The 17,052-nt window shown below is 28.4% G+C and carries 18 protein-coding genes, 2 tRNA genes and 1 pseudogene; 10 read left to right on the forward strand and 11 right to left on the reverse strand.

Going from position 1 to position 17,052, the window contains the following annotated elements; translation table 11 throughout:
- The 9 genes and pseudogenes from EPJ72_RS04070 to EPJ72_RS04110 all read left to right on the forward strand — a co-directional run.
- Window positions 1-155, forward strand: a pseudogene (locus tag EPJ72_RS04070) (IS1595 family transposase); the annotation flags it as partial.
- A gap of 370 nt (window positions 156-525) precedes the next feature.
- Window positions 526-1,047: an integrase core domain-containing protein gene (locus tag EPJ72_RS13715; RefSeq protein WP_439897258.1), complete on the forward strand. Its 522-nt coding sequence runs from the start codon at window positions 526-528 to the stop codon at window positions 1,045-1,047.
- Between the two features lie 176 nt (window positions 1,048-1,223).
- A tRNA-Met gene (locus EPJ72_RS04080) sits at window positions 1,224-1,296 on the forward strand.
- Window positions 1,297-1,332: 36 nt separating this feature from the next.
- Window positions 1,333-1,406, forward strand: a tRNA-Met gene (locus tag EPJ72_RS04085).
- Between the two features lie 30 nt (window positions 1,407-1,436).
- Window positions 1,437-1,646 (forward strand): 30S ribosomal protein S21, encoded by a 210-nt coding sequence (gene rpsU / locus EPJ72_RS04090; protein WP_013243482.1) that lies wholly within the window; start codon window positions 1,437-1,439, stop codon window positions 1,644-1,646.
- A 158-nt stretch (window positions 1,647-1,804) separates the two neighbouring features.
- The gene (locus tag EPJ72_RS04095) at window positions 1,805-2,398 is read left to right on the forward strand and encodes a hypothetical protein (RefSeq protein WP_147730956.1); all 594 of its coding nucleotides are present in this window, start codon (window positions 1,805-1,807) and stop codon (window positions 2,396-2,398) included.
- 20 nt (window positions 2,399-2,418) lie between these two features.
- Window positions 2,419-3,558: a LysM peptidoglycan-binding domain-containing protein gene (locus EPJ72_RS04100; RefSeq protein ID WP_147730957.1), complete on the forward strand. Its 1,140-nt coding sequence runs from the start codon at window positions 2,419-2,421 to the stop codon at window positions 3,556-3,558.
- Window positions 3,559-3,582: 24 nt separating this feature from the next.
- On the forward strand, window positions 3,583-4,149 hold the full coding sequence (locus tag EPJ72_RS04105; RefSeq protein ID WP_147730958.1) for a peptidylprolyl isomerase: 567 nt from the start codon (window positions 3,583-3,585) through the stop codon (window positions 4,147-4,149).
- Window positions 4,150-4,166: 17 nt separating this feature from the next.
- Window positions 4,167-4,652, forward strand: a complete 486-nt coding sequence (locus tag EPJ72_RS04110; protein WP_147730959.1) for a peptidylprolyl isomerase — start codon at window positions 4,167-4,169, stop codon at window positions 4,650-4,652.
- A gap of 696 nt (window positions 4,653-5,348) precedes the next feature.
- On the opposite strand, the gene fabF is transcribed toward EPJ72_RS04110, so the two are convergent.
- The 4 genes from fabF to pyk form a co-directional block, all read right to left on the reverse strand.
- Window positions 5,349-6,602: a beta-ketoacyl-ACP synthase II gene (gene fabF / locus EPJ72_RS04115; RefSeq protein WP_147730960.1), complete on the reverse strand. Its 1,254-nt coding sequence runs from the start codon at window positions 6,600-6,602 to the stop codon at window positions 5,349-5,351.
- Between the two features lie 71 nt (window positions 6,603-6,673).
- Entirely contained in the window at window positions 6,674-6,910 is a 237-nt protein-coding gene (acpP, locus tag EPJ72_RS04120; RefSeq protein ID WP_013243488.1) for an acyl carrier protein, read from the reverse strand.
- Window positions 6,911-6,982: 72 nt separating this feature from the next.
- Window positions 6,983-7,732 (reverse strand): 3-oxoacyl-[acyl-carrier-protein] reductase, encoded by a 750-nt coding sequence (gene fabG, locus EPJ72_RS04125; RefSeq protein WP_147730961.1) that lies wholly within the window; start codon window positions 7,730-7,732, stop codon window positions 6,983-6,985.
- 151 nt (window positions 7,733-7,883) lie between these two features.
- On the reverse strand, window positions 7,884-9,317 hold the full coding sequence (gene pyk / locus EPJ72_RS04130) for a pyruvate kinase (protein ID WP_147730962.1): 1,434 nt from the start codon (window positions 9,315-9,317) through the stop codon (window positions 7,884-7,886).
- Between the two features lie 121 nt (window positions 9,318-9,438).
- On the opposite strand from pyk, the gene EPJ72_RS04135 reads away from it, so the two are divergent.
- Entirely contained in the window at window positions 9,439-9,963 is a 525-nt protein-coding gene (locus EPJ72_RS04135; protein ID WP_147730963.1) for a hypothetical protein, read from the forward strand.
- Here EPJ72_RS04135 and rsmA read toward each other — a convergent pair.
- The 7 genes from rsmA to EPJ72_RS04170 form a co-directional block, all read right to left on the reverse strand.
- Window positions 9,960-10,811: a 16S rRNA (adenine(1518)-N(6)/adenine(1519)-N(6))-dimethyltransferase RsmA gene (gene rsmA, locus EPJ72_RS04140; RefSeq protein ID WP_147730964.1), complete on the reverse strand. Its 852-nt coding sequence runs from the start codon at window positions 10,809-10,811 to the stop codon at window positions 9,960-9,962. The genes EPJ72_RS04135 and rsmA overlap by 4 nt on opposite strands.
- Complete coding sequence (locus EPJ72_RS04145) at window positions 10,801-12,522, reverse strand: tetratricopeptide repeat protein (protein ID WP_147730965.1); 1,722 nt, start codon at window positions 12,520-12,522, stop codon at window positions 10,801-10,803. Before EPJ72_RS04145 ends, rsmA begins: the two co-directional genes overlap by 11 nt.
- Complete coding sequence (locus EPJ72_RS04150; RefSeq protein ID WP_147730966.1) at window positions 12,522-12,953, reverse strand: tetratricopeptide repeat protein; 432 nt, start codon at window positions 12,951-12,953, stop codon at window positions 12,522-12,524. The genes EPJ72_RS04145 and EPJ72_RS04150 overlap by 1 nt, the downstream gene beginning before the upstream one ends.
- Before the next feature lie 12 nt (window positions 12,954-12,965).
- The gene (locus tag EPJ72_RS04155; RefSeq protein ID WP_147730967.1) at window positions 12,966-13,274 is read right to left on the reverse strand and encodes a hypothetical protein; all 309 of its coding nucleotides are present in this window, start codon (window positions 13,272-13,274) and stop codon (window positions 12,966-12,968) included.
- 104 nt (window positions 13,275-13,378) lie between these two features.
- On the reverse strand, window positions 13,379-14,554 hold the full coding sequence (locus EPJ72_RS04160; protein WP_147730968.1) for a DUF3298 domain-containing protein: 1,176 nt from the start codon (window positions 14,552-14,554) through the stop codon (window positions 13,379-13,381).
- Between the two features lie 107 nt (window positions 14,555-14,661).
- Entirely contained in the window at window positions 14,662-16,023 is a 1,362-nt protein-coding gene (locus EPJ72_RS04165; protein ID WP_147730969.1) for a tetratricopeptide repeat protein, read from the reverse strand.
- 2 nt (window positions 16,024-16,025) lie between these two features.
- Complete coding sequence (locus EPJ72_RS04170) at window positions 16,026-17,051, reverse strand: hypothetical protein (protein WP_147730970.1); 1,026 nt, start codon at window positions 17,049-17,051, stop codon at window positions 16,026-16,028.
- Between the last annotated feature and the right edge of the window lies 1 nt (window position 17,052).

The raw sequence follows: 17,052 nt of genomic DNA on the forward strand, positions 1-17,052 counted from the left end.
GGAATCAAGCAAAGAGACATCTTCGTAAATTTAATGGAATACCAAAAGAACATTTTCACTTATTTATTAAAGAGTGTCAATTTAGATTTAATAATCCAAAAGTTGACAAACAGTTGGAAATTATATACAATTTAGCAAGAAAGGAGCTTTTTTAGTTATCTAGGACAGCCCCAAAATATTAAAAGATTTCTAAAGATAGAAGAAATACCCAAATCTACTTTTTATACTTGGATTAAGAAATATAAAAATACTGGAACAGTTGCTAATTTTAGTACTAGACCGAAAACTTCTCCAAATATCTTTAATAATCAAGAAGCTATTAATTTAATTATTAAACTCTATACTGAAGAGTATAGGGGAAAACATTATATTAAAGCATATTTAAATCGTGAAGGCATTAAGATAGGTGTTACAGCTATAGAGAATGTACTAAAAAGAAATAATCTTTGGAGATATAAAACAAAAAAGAAAAAGAAGCGATATGATAAGCGTAAATTTGTCTCTAAAATACAAAAAGAAGGCAAAATAGTTCAAATAGATACTAAATATATCAAATTAGGCAGAAAAACAGTCTATCAGTTCACTGCTGTAGATTTAGCTACTCGTTATAGTTGGAGGCAAATCTATGAGGATAAAACACCTTATAGTGCTTTATCTTTCTTAAAGTATGTCTTAAAAACTTCACCTTTTAAGATACAAGCTATACAGACCGATAATGGTATGGAATATACATACCGCTGTATTAATACTCCTAAAATAAATATTTTTGATGAATACTGCTTAAAAAATAAATTAGAGAGGAGATATATTCCTGTAGCAACACCAAGATACAATGGCGTAGTAGAAAGAGTACACGGTATAGACGAAAGAGAATTTTATTCACGATTAAATAAAAATATAACTGTAGAATTATTGAGAGAAAAATTAAAAGAATATACACATTTTTATAACAATCAAAGATTGATTTCTTCGTTAGGTTATATTACAATCAAAGAAAGAATCAAAAATATTATAGCAAGTAAAAGTACAATATCTATGGCTCCATGACATTATTACATAAGTAATTTTTTATATAGCTTATTATAATTATTATAATAATTATAATAATTATAATAATTAATATTTTACCAAATAAATAGAAGAAAGATGAAATAATTTCACTATAAAAAAACACTTGACTTTTTTACACAAATAGTATACTATGCATAACAATAATTGTACATCGCGGGGTGGAGCAGTTGGTAGCTCGTTGGGCTCATAACCCAAAGGCCGTAGGTTCAAGTCCTGCCCCCGCTAATAGCCAATAATAAAGGCTTATAAACTTTTTTATTTGGCGGCGTGGCTCAGGTGGTTAGAGCATGCGGCTCATATCCGCAGTGTCAGGGGTTCAAGTCCCTTCGCCGCTAATAACTTTAATCAAAAGGCAGGTGAGTTAATTGGTACGTATTTTCGCTAATGAAGGTGAACCAGTTGAAAGCGTTATTAAAAGATTTAGAAGAGCTTGCGAAAACGAAGGCATCTTGCAAGAATTAAAAGAAAAACAATTCTACAAAAAACCTTCTCTTGAGAAAAAACTTCAAAGAGAAAAAGCTCTTAAAAGAATGAAAAGAAAAATCAAAAAAGAACGCAGATTAGGTTTACTATAACTTATCTAATCTAATAAATATTAAAGCATTGATAGTTTTTTATTATCAGTGCTTTTTTTATTGCAAAATTATATTATTTAGAATAAACTATTGACTTTTATCTTCTGTAATATTATATTAGAACAATAAAATATTGTAGTTTTTCGGAGTATAATATTATGAAAGCAATCAAACACATAACAATACTTACTTCTATTTTATCTGTTATAGTATCTTGCGGAGCATCTATGCCGCTTAAAGAGTATAAAGATGCTTCAACTTTAAGAGATAAAACAATTAAATATGAGCTTCAAAACTATTCTAAAGAACAATTCGATATAGCTGAAGCAAGCTTTGCAGAAGCAGAAGCAACTATACTTATAGATGAAAATAAAGAGCCGGACACTGTAAAAGAATTGCTCACTACTGCTTCAAATGCTTATTTAGTTGTTTTAAATGAAGGTTTGCCTGTATATGCTGAAGAATTAAAAACTGAAACTTCAAGAAATAGAGTATATTCTAAAGATATTAAAGCATATATAGTTGATAAAGAAAATTATGAACTTGCTGAATTAAACTATATTAATGCTTTATCTGCTTTAAGCACTAATAATTATGAACTTGCTGTTGATTCTTTCCTTAAAACAAGAGATTATCATAGTAAAGCTTTCTTTAATACAAAAGAACAATTTGATAACAGCCTTAAAGGAATTCAAGAGGCTGATGATAAAATTAAACAAATAGATGTTTTAGAGCAATCTACTAACAATTAATATTATATGGAGTTTTTATTATGAAAAAAGTATTATTAATTCTTTTCGCAGCTTGTTATTTAATATATGGACAAGACACTAATAGCAGCATAACTAATGAAAATATAAAAGACAGTGAAGATTATCAATTAGCACAAAGATATAGAGAATTAGCCATAGAGGCTCATAATGCCGGTGATTATAATCAAAGTATTGAGTTTTCTAAACAAAGTAAAGAATATTCAGACAAGGTTATAGCTAAGTTTGGAGTATATGGATTAGTTTTGAATGCTCAAAGATATGCTGAAAGAAACTTAGCTTTACTTAGAGGTGTTGGAGGAGATACTAATGAATATTCTATTAACCTTTATGAAGGCTCTGTAATGGACTATGAAGCTGGAAACACTATATTTGATGCTGCTGCTAATGATACAGATTACAGCAACTCTATAACAAAATATACTGATTCTTCTTTAAAATCTAAATTAGGTTATGATTTGGTGGTGGTAGGTTTAAGAAGAGATTATCTCATTAATGAAGGTGCTATCACTAATGCAGACAGCAATGATAATAATATATTAGATTTAAGAGATAAAGCTGTAGCATATTCTAAAGAAAATAATTATAATGATGCTTCATCTAACGCTAGTCAAGCAATGAATATATTAGACATGCTTGAAGCTCCTCTAGTTTATGCAAAAGCAGAAGAATCTCTAAACAAAGCTAAAGAAGACGGATATAATGAAACAAAAATGACTAATTATAATCAAGCATCAACAACATTAATATTTGCTAAACAAGCATTAGATGATGAAGATTTTGCTAATTCATTATTTAATTCAAAACTAGTAATAGAAATGGTTAATGCTATGTATAATGGTACTGATTATAATCAAGAAACTACTATAGTAGAAACAACAGGGGTATTATTCCCTAAATACTATAAAGTTCAATATAGAAGAGTTGGAACTGATTCATTATGGAGAATAGCTTCTTATGACTTCATATATGGTGACGGCAATTTGTGGAGAAAAATATACGAAGCAAATAAAGACAAAATAAAAGACCCTAACATTATAATAGGCGGACAAATATTATTAATACCTAGTCTTAAAGGAGAAACAAGAGACGGTACTTATGACTCTAATAAGCAGTATGGTAATATAAAAGATATAAAATAAATATAAGAGAGGAAATAAAGTTTAATGTTGAAAAAGACAAAAGTTATTTTATTATCATTATTAGTTGTAATAGCATTTACAGCAGTATTATTGGCACAAAAGCCTCAAACATCTAAAGAACATTTGTTTATAGAAACCAATTACGGCACTATAGAAATAGCATTCTACCCTGAAAAAGCTCCTAAACATGTAGAAGCCATTAAAAAATTAGCTAATCAAGGTTTTTATAATGGCACACTTTTTCATAGAGTAATACCGGGTTTTATGATACAAGGCGGCGACCCATTAAGCAAACAACCTAATAGAGCTTTACATGGTACAGGAGGCCCTGATTTTGTAATACCTGCTGAGTTTAATGATGTATCACACAAAAGAGGAATATGCTCTATGGCAAGAAGCCAAAATATTAATAGTGCTGGTTCACAATTTTTTATTTGTGTAGCAGATAGCCCTTTTTTAGATGGACAATATACTGTTTGGGGTGAGGTTATTAAGGGAATGGATGCTGTAGACAAGATAATTAATCTTAAAAGAGATGCAAACGACAACCCTCTTACACCTGCTAAAATGAATAAAGTATATGTAAAATAATAAATAAAGGAAAAATAATGGAACATTTATTTATAGAAACAGATTACGGTACTATAGAAATAGAATTCTATCCGGACAAAGCTCCTAAACATGTGGAAGCTATTAAAAAATTAGCAAATGAGGGCTTTTATGATGGCATTAGATTTCACAGAGTAATACCTAATTTTATGATACAAGGAGGCGACCCTACAAGTAAAGACCCTACTAAAAGGCATTTACATGGCACAGGAGGTCCGGGATTTAGCATAGAAGCTGAGTTTAATGATGTATCACACAAAAGAGGAATATGCTCTATGGCAAGAAGTCAGGATCCAAACAGTGCTGGTTCACAATTCTTTATTTGTGTAGCAGACTGCCCTTTCTTAGACAGAAAATATACTGTTTGGGGAAATGTTGTTGATGGAATGGACGTTGCCGATAAGATAGTTGCTCTACAAAGGGACCACAATGACAACCCTATTGTAAACTCAACTATGAATAAAGTATATATCAAAGAAGTATAATTAATAAAGACTATAATATTAAAGCGATGGAGTTATAATAAGCCCTATCGCTTTTTTTATTAGAAAATTTTTAAAGTTTTTCAAAATTTATTTTTTTTATTTTAATTATTGCGGGGGCTAGCTCCCACACCCCCAGTTCTTTTACGACCGAAGGAAGTACCTTTAGGTATTGCCAAAAGAACCAAAAAGACTGCATTTCTATGAAATATATCTAAAAACATATATCATCATTTTATTGTATTCGTTATATATAAAAATAATATATTTGCACTTTCGCAAAGCGTGCCCGAAGGGCAAAAACTTTGACGAAGTCCGCACAGCGAAGGCGGGAAAAAGTTGAAGAAAACAAAAACTTATATAAAAAATATATTGTAGTATATATACTTAAAAATTTTAAAGTTTTTCAAAATTTATTTTTTTTATTTTAATTATTGCGGGGGCTAGCCCCCACACCCCCAGTTCTTTTGCGACCGAAGGAAGTACCTTTAGGTATTGCCAAAAGAACCAAAAAGACTTCATTTTATGAAAATATCCAAAAATACATGGTATTATTTTATATATTTTTAATATACAAAAATAATATATTTGTATATTAAAAAATAATTTAATAGATTTATAAAATATTTATGCAAATAAAAAAGTCATACCTAGCATTAAAAACTAAATATGACTTTTATTATAATCACAAACTATTTATTATACTCTTTTAAATACTATAGAAGCATTATGTCCGCCAAAACCAAAAGAATTGCTTATAGCATATTCTATTTTTTTGTCTTGAGCAGTATTAGCAACAACATCTAAATCGCATTCAGGGTCTTTATCTTCAACATTAATAGTAGGGTGAACTTTAGAATCTATTATACTCATTACAGTAGCAATAGCTTCTATTCCGCCAGCAGCCCCCAAAGCATGACCTGTCATAGATTTAGTAGAGTTAACTTTTATCTTTTTAGCATGGTCTTCACCTAGAGCCTTCTTAACAGCCTTAATCTCAGCAATATCTCCAACAGGAGTAGAAGTACCATGAGTATTAACATAGTCAATCTTATCTGGAGAAATTTTAGCAGACTCTATAGCCAAAGACATAGCTCTTGCCCCCATAGCACCATCTTCTAAAGGTGCAGTAATATGATTAGCATCACAAGTAAAACCATATCCAGAAACTTCAGCAAGTATATTAGCATTTCTTTTCTTAGCATGCTCATATTCTTCAAGTACAAGTATACCAGCACCCTCAGCTATAACAAAGCCGTCTCTGCCCTTGTCAAAAGGTCTGGAAGCCTTAGTAGGCTCATCATTTTTAGTAGATAAAGCCCTCGCATTATTAAATCCAGCTATAGTAAGAGGATTTATAGTAGCCTCAGAACCGCCGACTATCATAATATCAGCTTCATTATCTTTAATATGCTTGTATCCTAAACCTATAGAATGATTTGAAGAAGCACAAGCAGTAACGGTACTATAGTTAGGACCATTCATGCCATATTCCATAGCTATTAAACCGGGTGTCATATTAATAATTTGCATAGGAACAAAGAAAGGTGAAACTCTGCTTGGTCCGTCAGCAAGTATTATATTATGATTATTTAAAAGAGTAGTGATACCGCCTATACCGCTTCCAAGTATACAGCCTGCTCTCAAAGGGTCAAAACCTGTTTTAGGTTCTATACCAGCCTGTTTTAAAGCATGATAAGCAGCATATACACCATAAGTTATAAATGGGTCAAGTCTTCTTAGCATTTTCTTATCAGAATAATAATCACCCTCTAAAGCAGGTGCTTCACCACCTATTCTTGTAACTAATTGCTCTTTTTCTGGATCAAAATATTTACTAAGCGGTTTAATTCCAGAAACGCCATTAAGAAGATTGTCCCAGAAAGTTTTAACATCATTTCCAAGACAACTTACAATTCCAAGACCCGTAATAACAACTCTGCGTTCGCTCATAATAACTCCTATATATTATAAATAAAAAATTCCCGCAAAAATTACGGGAATAATTAATATCTTTAAGAAAATTATTTCTTATGCTCTTCAATATATTTAGCAGCATCAGCTACATTTTTAATCTTTTCTTGTTCTTCTTGAGGAATTTTAATATCATAACGTTTTTCTAATTCCATAATAAGTTCTACTAAATCAAGTGAATCAGCGTTCAAATCATCTACGAAAGAAGCTGTATCAGTGATTTTGCTTTTGTCTGAAATGTTTAATTGATTAGCAACAACATCTTTAATTTCATCGATTAATGCCATGTTAAATCTCCTTTTTATTAATTTATTATTATTTTTAATTTATTATAAAGTGCAAAAGCAGCTTTATTACTATTACATAGACATACCGCCATCAACGGCTATAACTTCTCCTGTTATATAATTGCTCAAGTCTGAAGCAAGAAATACAACTATATTAGCAACATCTTCAGCACTGCCTAATTTTTTCAAAGGTGTAATATCCATTATCTTTTTTACAGCATCTTCAGCAAGTACGCCTGTCATATCTGTTTGAATGAAACCCGGTGCTATAGCATTAACACATATTCCGCGAGGAGCAAACTCTTTAGCCATAGATTTAGTAATGCCTATAATGCCCGCCTTAGCTGCAGCATAATTCACCTGACCAGCATTGCCCATCTTACCTATAACACTTGATATATTAATTATCTTACCCTTTCTTGCTCTTAACATACTCTTAGCAGCTTCTCTTGAAGTATAGAATGCACCAGACAAATTAGTATTTATAACATCATTCCAAGCACTATCATCCATTTGTATAACTAGCATATCTCTAGTAATACCAGCATTATTAACTAATATATCAATAGAACCAAATTTTTCTATTGTCTTAGCAACAACCTCTTTACAAGATTCGCTAGATTTTACATCATGAACTAAAGCAAGTGATTCCACATTATATTTTGATTTTAATTCATCAGCAACTTCTTGAGCTTTATTAATATTTGTAGCTGTAACAACAACATTAACTCCTTCATTAGCCAAAGCCTCTGCTATTTTTTTTCCTATTCCTCTGCTTCCGCCTGTTACTAAAGCTGTTTTATTTTTAAGATTTAAATCCATAATTATCCTTAAAATTATTTAAATACGCTTACATTAATTAAAACAAAATATGCCAAATTTGTCAAGCCTATTTTGCAACTTTAAAATTACCGACTTTTTTGTTTAAAAGGTCGAAAAATGATAAGAAATAACTATTCTTTTACATACAAATTTAGTGCATAACTACTATACGAACGCTATTCTCTTGCCACCTACCCTGCCATTTGCTTCCGCTCACTACAATAATTCTATCCCCATGTTCTGCTAATTTATGCTCTACCAAAGTATCTTCAAGTATATTAATCTCTCCCCCATGACTAATACCAGCACTAAAGTTCAAATCTTCAGGCATATGTATAGTATAAACATTATGACATATAGCAAGACCATTACACATATTATTATCAGCCGACATAAATACTATAGGAGTTTTTGGTCTTTTTTTAGATAGATTTCTAACTGTCCTTCCAGACCTTGAAAGAGCTATTATCGCCTTATTATCTAAACTATATGACAAATAAGAAGCACTATCAGCCAAAGCATCATTAACTCCGCTATCTAAATAAGTCATATTGTCATGAGAAGTTTTATTAACAGATTTCTCAGCAGCCTCTACTATAGAAACCATAGCCTTAACAGACTCTATAGGATAATCACCCGAAGCAGTTTCAGCAGACATCATTACAACATCAGTACCGTCTAATACAGCATTAGCAACATCGCTAGCCTCTGCCCTTGAAGGAACAGGGCTTTTTGTCATACTCTCAAGCATTTGGGTAGCTATTATTGTAATTTTACCCATATCGTTTGCCATTTTTAGTATCTTCTTCTGCCAAACAGGAACCTCTCCAAATGGTATTTCTACACCTAAGTCTCCTCTTGCCACCATTACTCCGTCAGACTCTTTTATTATACTCTCTAAATTCTCTAAAGACTCTGTATTCTCTATTTTTGACACTATTCCAACATGCTGGAAATTATTATCATCTAATATCTTTCTAAGCCTTATAACGTCCTCTGCTCTTCTTACAAAACTCATACCCAAATAATTAGCACCATTTTTAGCAGCAAATAAAGCATCATTAACATCTTTCTCTGTTAAAACTTCTGTTGTTACATGAGCACCTGGTAAATTAATACCTTTACTGCTTAATATAGTGCCTCCAGTTATAACCTTACATACCACAAGCTTTGAAGCTTCATCACTAGATTCTACTATAAGCTGTATAGTGCCGTCAGCTATCAAAAGCAAAGAACCGCTCTTTACATCATGAGCAATATTCTCATGCGTAGTAGGTATTATGCTTTCATCATTAGTTTCTTTATATCCGCTTAATTTTACAATATCTCCCTCTTTTACAGTAATATTCTCTTTTAGCTTACCTATTCTTATCTTAGGACCCTGTAAATCTGCTAATATTGCTACAGGTTTACCTAACTCATCAGAAACCTTTCTTATTATTTTTATTCTCTCTAAATGTTCATCATAGCTTCCAAATGAAAAATTAAGCCTGCATACATTTGCACCATTCTCTATTATCTTTTTTACCATTTCTTCATTAGACCATCTAGGACCTAAAGTTGCAATTATTTTTGTTTTTCTCATAATATTTTACCACCTCTTATATAGAAAATATTATAAAACATAGAAATATTTTTACAACTTTTTATATTAAAAAATAATATTTTTTTGCTTTAAAAACACTATTAATGTATAATAAATCATTATGAATAAAAAATTATTATATATTTTACTTATCACTATAATTCTACACTCTTGTAAAAAAATAGAAAATATCACAGTTATATTTGATGATGTAACAGTAGATATACCAGAAAACTTTGAGCAAAATTATATCAACAATATGATAGAATATAATCCAAATTTAAAAATAGTAGATTCATACGGCATAGAAACAAAAACTTCTATATATAATGTTTCATATACAAAATCTAATTATCCCATAGATATTTTAGCCTCAAAAGAAGGCATAATAAATGGTGTTATAAATAATAAAGTATTAAAAGAAGTAAAAGTAGAAAAAGAAGGATATTACAAAGAACAAACTGACGCCTACGATATGTTAATTAGCTATTATTATGGACCAAACAAAACATATCAAAGAAGCTTTATAATGCTAAACGGCAACAACATAATTCAAATAACTGCTATATATAATGCTAATAGTAAAAAAGATGACAAAACTATAAATGGTATAATAGACTCGATAAAAGAAAAACCTAATAATTAAATATAATCTTTTATTATTAAAGAAAGCTCTTTTACTTTTTCTATACTTAAATATTCCCCTCTAATCTCTTTATCAATATTTGCTTTTTCTAATATTTCATCTATTTTATCTTTATCAATATCAATGTATGGAGATTTTAGAAAATTATTTTTTATAGTTTTTCTTCTGTTGTGAAATAAAGTTTTTGAGACAGATTTAAAAATATTAAGCATACTTAAATCAACTTCTTTAGGCTTAATGCTTATAATAGATGATGTTACTTTAGGAATCGGATAAAACACTTCTTTTGATACATTGTACTCTAATTTAATATCAGACATAAAACTTGCAAACAATGTTAAAGCAGAATAATCCTCACTGCCTTCTTTAGCAATTAATCTATTAGCAAAATCACTTTGAACCATAAAAACAGCATAATTCCATCTATTATAGCAATCACAAAAAAGCCACTCTATTATAGGACTTGCTATATTGTATGGTATATTTCCGTATACATCAAAGTTTTTATTTTTATCTATGTCGTTAATATTAACTTTTAATATATCACTATGAATAATATTTATATCTCTATAACTCTCTTTCAAATGATTATACAAAGCATTGTCATATTCAACTATTGTTAGATTATTTTTATATACATCAACAAGTACCTTACTTAAAGAACCTAAGCCCCCTCCTATCTCTATAGCATAATTTCCCCTCAAAATATCTTTTGGCACAGTGTTTGCTATATTATAAGCAATATTTCTGTCGCATAAAAAATTCTGACCTCTGTTTTTATTTGGAAATATAGACTTACTCTTTAAATATTCACTAATTTCTGATTTTGAATATACATTATTTAACATATTTATTTATTCTTGACATCTGTAATAAAAACAATAATATCATGATAGTAGCAAAAGCTAACATTGCTATAATACTCACATTAATACCTAAAACCATTAATATATGTGATGATATATAATCAATAGCTATAATATAAAGAAATACAAACAATATAGTACCAATAATACCTATTAAATTATGGATAATACCAAAAGAAATATCTTTTTTAATATAAATATTATATCTAAATGAGAAATATGCTATTATTATAAATAATAGTAAATAATAAATTGGTGATAAAATCTTTTTAAATAAAACATTAACAACAAGATCATTAGAATAACCAAATAAAGGAAGCTCATTTTTTAAACTCATAATATCTTTTAATCCTGTGTAAGTTAATACTATATAGGTATAATATTTAATGTTTTTTATAGCACTATCAGACATATTAATAGGAATAACATTTTCATTTATATCATTATTATCATAAGTATTATTTAAATCATTAAACTTTGATTTTAAAATAATATTCTTCATATCTGGATTATTAAATGAACCTGTTATTTTACCATATTTATATATTACTTTATTTGTAGCTTTTAATTCATTATCCAAATTAATAATAGATACATCATATAAATACAATGACTCTCTAAAGAAAATACTATAAAGTGCACAAAGCATAGTATTATTATTAAGCATCAAAGTAATACCATTATTTTCTAACATAGTTGTATTTGTTATAGAATAATAATCCTCAATAAAGAATTTTCTCATCTCTTGTGCTCTATCTATAAAAAAATCATATCTGTCAATACTATCAACTATTAAAGAATAATAAGTACTAATTTCATTAATATCAGGATAATTAACAAACAAATTTGATATACTGCTATACGCCTTCCAAAAACTTCCTTTTCTATATAATTCTATAGTATCTGCAAGTTTACCATATGCTAAAGATTCATAAAAGTTTTGACCTATATAAACAGGTTTGTCATTTTGCATAATGCCAATTTTATTAAGATAATAAATAGCTATTGGGTTATGTCTATCAATTTTAAGCACATCAGTATAATACCTATTAGCAAGAGTGTAATTAGAAAGACTAAAAGCCCTAGAACCTTGAGAAAGTAAATTATTTACATAAGTAACCCTATCTGTATTTGCAAGCTCTTCTAATTCATTCTTTTTATTTTCAATATCTTTTAACAATAATAAAACATTACCATCATTTCTATCATATATTAAAGCATTTCTAGCTAATTTTTCTGCCTCATTCAAATTTCCATTATCAAATTCATATTTTGCCATTTGATATTCATTTTCTTTAAGTGATAATTTGTATTGATTAAAATGTCTATAATCTTTATTTGTATTGTATTCTTTTAATGCATACACCAATCTGTCAATTATAAAATAATCATAAAAAGCAAAAAATGTAGTTAATACAACTATTAAAGCGATAGGTATAGCAATAATTCTAGATATTGATAATCCTGGTAAATAATAACCTTTAAAAAATGCAGAATATACACTTAAAGCAATTATAAAAGGAATGAAGTTTTTATATATAAGAAGCGAAACAAGAATATATACTGGCAAATCATATACTTTACCCGCACCTCTAGTATATATATTATAGAGTAGAAATATAAAAAATATTGAAATAATACTAATAATAGAGAAGCTTAGTATCAATCTTAGAATTATGCCAATTCTTTTCATTATTCTTCCACTACTTGCTCAACATCTTCTATTACTTCTTCTACTGTTTCAATAGGTCTTAATTTAGGTTTTTTAGCATAAATATCCTGCATAACTTTTTGAGCTAATATTTTAGGCGGCAAAACGGCAAAATCATTGATAACAATATTAAAGTAATCTATAGCCTCTTCATACTTATTTTGATAATAATAACAGAAACCAATTTCATAATAAGCCCAAGAAACATCTTTAGCAAAATTATTTCTATCAAAATTATCTATGATATACTGATAATATGCTATAGCAGTTTTATATCTTTTATTATTAAATTCAGTATAAGCTTTTTCTGCTATGATTTTAGGATATCTTTCTTCAGCATCCACCTGTATAGTTGTAGCACAAGAGATTGTAAATAAAGCAAAAATAAGCAATAAATAATAAGTTTTTTTCACCAACAAAATCCGCTATTTTTTTATAGAATAGACTTCATCGCGTACTGGCAAACTTTTGCGTAGGATTTTTAGGAAATTTCTTAAATCTCCCATATCCTTATAATCATCACACTTCTCTACAGTTCTTCTTGCAACTGTAAAATACTTGTACATTTTTTCTTCACCAAGTTTTTTACGCCATTGTTCCTGAGTACATTTTACTCTTAGCAAATATTGTGAGCCGTCTATTCCGCTAGCTTTTCTAAATAAAACACAATATCTGCAATTAGCACAATAAATACCTCCGCATTCTGCAGATTGTTCATTTTGTTCTTCACTCATAAATACTTACCATAAATTAATTATATTGTTTTATAAATACAGTATAGCAAATTTACTATTAAAAGTCAAGTTTATATGCCTCACATATACTACATACAAAACCATCATTCTTCTAATATATATAAATACTCTTCTTTTACAAAAGGTCTTATCTCATCAAAAGAATAAACTATTTCTGTTTCGCCTTGCACATAAGCTGTAATAGTGTAAATAGGCCATACAAAATGAATACCGTCTTTATATACATAAAAACTAGTATCTTCTAAAGTTATTTCATCAAGAGGAACTAAATAATCTTCTTCTGACCTATCGCTTATAGAAAGAAGTTTAGATTTTATACTAATACGAAGCTGTTTATCATTAAAGTCTTTTATTAAATTTGTAATTGAAATTTTCTCTCCATCTTTAAGAGAATAAACTAAAGATGTATTATTATAAACGCCATGAGCTCCGCCCATATAGATGGAAGAAAAGCTATTTATTGATATTGTTGTATCATTAAAATATAATATATCTTTACCTGCTATATACTCATAATTGTAATATAAATTTGTATACCAGTCATTATAAAAATCGCTCATAGATTTTTTAAATAAAGGAAGTGTTTCATTTTTTAGCCATAATGTTTCATCTCTTGTAATGTTGTCAATATTATCATTAATATCCAAAGTTATTTTATCATAAACTTCTAAATTATTTGTATCGTTTGGAATAAGCACGAATATAGAATCTTTATAAAAGAAAGTAGAACCATTGCCGAGAGAATCATTTTGAGATGAGTTCGTACATAAATAATTGTATGATACAGCAGAAATAAAATCTGAAGCACTAACCTCTACCTCACCTATTTTTGTTGTAATGGTAAAGTTTTTATTATAATAATTGCCTCTTATTGTATCACCTGTATCAGACTGAGCATACATATCAGCTCCATCATTATCAATAGCGGCATTAGAATAAAAATAAGTCTTTATTAAATTTTCATCTATATAAGTAAATCTAAATTGAGCAATATTATATTCTGGCAACACCATATCATTCAAAGCTAATTGAGCCATAGAGCCATTATTATTTTTCATAAAAGTATAAGGTGAAAACCATTCATTATAATCACCATCACTCTTAACAGTTGTTGTTGTTATTTCAGGTAAAATGTTTTGATTAGTATCTATATAATTATTTTCTATATTTTCAGTATCTTCTTGATTTTTATCCAAATTATCTTTATTATTGCAAGCAACAAATAAAAATAAAACTAATAATAATACCTTCTTAATCATAAAAACTCCAAGTATTTTTTAAAAAAAGAATAATATATTTTTATTTTTTTTGCAAGTGAGAGTTTTTATAATTTTTTTTTTGCAATATAGAGTCTTATAAAAAATAATTAGTCGCTAAATGATATAACGCCTTCAATAATAGCTTCGAATCTTTCAGGCTCTATAATCATAACAGTATCATCAACTTTCAAATTAGGAGCAAAATCACCTATACTTATTAAGAATGAGTGAGCACTCTTATATGCCCTAGCATAATCCATAAACTCATCTACAGTATTTTGTCGCATAGGATATCCAGAAGTATCCAAAGCAAAAGTGCTTTTATATGACTGACCTTCAGAACCAAATTTTTTAATAGTTACAAAGAAAACCAAACTATCAGACTTTTTAGTATGGTCAGTTACAATATATCCATTTAAAGTTAATATTCTATAGAAATGTTTTTCTAAATAATCAATAACATCCATTTCCAATGCTGTTCTAAATGCATTATTGGCTATAATAGAACTGTAAGTTTTTAATTTTTGATCAACATCTAAGTATATATTTCTTACAGATTTTATTATCTCCCACTGTTTAACAGCCTCTTCAAAATGTTTTTGTTTAACTAAAGTTTCAGCATATCTGTATCTTTCATCTACAACTTTTTCATTTGCAACATTATCTTTAGTAAGTACTTCTCTATAATATTTATTAGCCTTATCATAATCTCCAAGTTCATAATAAGAATTAGCCAAATCTAATGATATGCTGTCTTTATTATCTATAAAACTGCTGTCATAAGATATTTCTAATTCTTTTACAGCATTTTGGAAATCTCTAGAAGCAGATAATATTTTTCCGTAAAGTAAATGATAATTATAATTAGAAGAATCTAAAGCTATAGCTTTTTCAATATTCTGCTGAGCTGCATTATAGGTTCTCATTTTATAATAAGAATAAGCAAGCATATATAATAATTCAGGATTACTGTCATTGCGAGTAGCAGCCAATGATAAATATTTTTGAGCCAATATCCACTCACCGCTTTGATAAGATATAAGACCTGCCTTATACAAAGAATCATAATCTTGATTTTTTATTTTTATTATATAATCATATTCATCTAAAGCCTTTTTAGCGTTTCCAGTCTCTTCATAAATGTTAGCTAAAAACTCACGTACTTTTAATTCGGTAACATCTTTAGTAAAATATGCCCCATCTAACATAGACTGTAATGATGCCATAGCCAATATATATTGATTTTGTTTATAATATAAATTAGCACTATACCATAATATAAGCGGATCTTTTTTAAATTTTGGGTCAAGTTCATTAATTTCTTTCATTGCAAGTTCTGCATTACCCTCTTCATAATACTGCGTAATGCGTTTTAATTTAGCAGGATAAGAACCGCTCTTTACAATAAAATTAGTTGCAACTCCCAATACAACTATTAGCATCATTATAAGTATTATTGAAACTTCCACTATTATATTCCTTTTTGATAAACTATAACAGGGCTTTCTGTTTCTTTAGATTCCCTTAAAGCTTCTTTTATTTTATCAGTTAAATTATCTTTAACTGTAAAAATTGATATTTTATTAGCCTTATTATCAGCAAAATCAAATCCGCTAACTGCCATAGACACTTTTACATCTACATTATCGCCATTATAGCTAAAATTATAATTTTGAAGCATCTTTAAATATCTCTTTGTAATCTTCACTGCCTCTTCTTCATTAGCATATACTATTATATATATAACATCATCATCTATCAAACATTGACTCTCGCCTGCTCTCGCTTCTCTCTTAATAAAAGCTACTAAATCTTTTCTTATTTTATAATAAGCAAATCTATCATAATGCTCTATTATATCATTAGCATTAGAAATATTAAATGCCATTATACCTATAGCATAATTATGTCTCTGCGAAAATGATATTACTGTTTTTAATGTATCATTAAATATTTCATATTCTAAAGTATTAGTTTTTTCTGTTTCACCAGATAAATTATTAGAAGAATTATTAGTTTCATATCCCAAATTAAATAATATTAAATTGTACATAAAGAATATAATATTTCTTATGTTATAAGATAAAAATATAGCCATAAAAAATAAGCATAAAGATAGTATTGTGCTATAAAAAGTATATTCTTGTCTGTATAATATTTTTTGTACTTCTGGTATATAGCTTAAAGAAAGTAGCATTACTATAGAGGTTACAACAAAAAACAAAATATTTCCTATACTTTTTCTTAAATTAGCCTCATGCTCTTTTGCAGAAAATATAAACACCACTATAAAAGCATATAATATAGATATAGATATCCATATCCAAACCCAAATATCTAAAGTATAAAGTAAATAAACTAAAAAGTTATTAGGGTTTGAAGATATAAGTAATATATAAATAGGTATTGCTATAGCACTGTATATTAGAGTGCTTATCATAGCAGCAAAAAAACCATAGAGGTATGATTTTGATAAGCTAATTTCTTTTACTTCCATA

Source organism: Brachyspira pilosicoli, from assembly GCF_008016535.1.
Classification (GTDB): Bacteria; Spirochaetota; Brachyspiria; order Brachyspirales; family Brachyspiraceae; genus Brachyspira; species Brachyspira pilosicoli_A.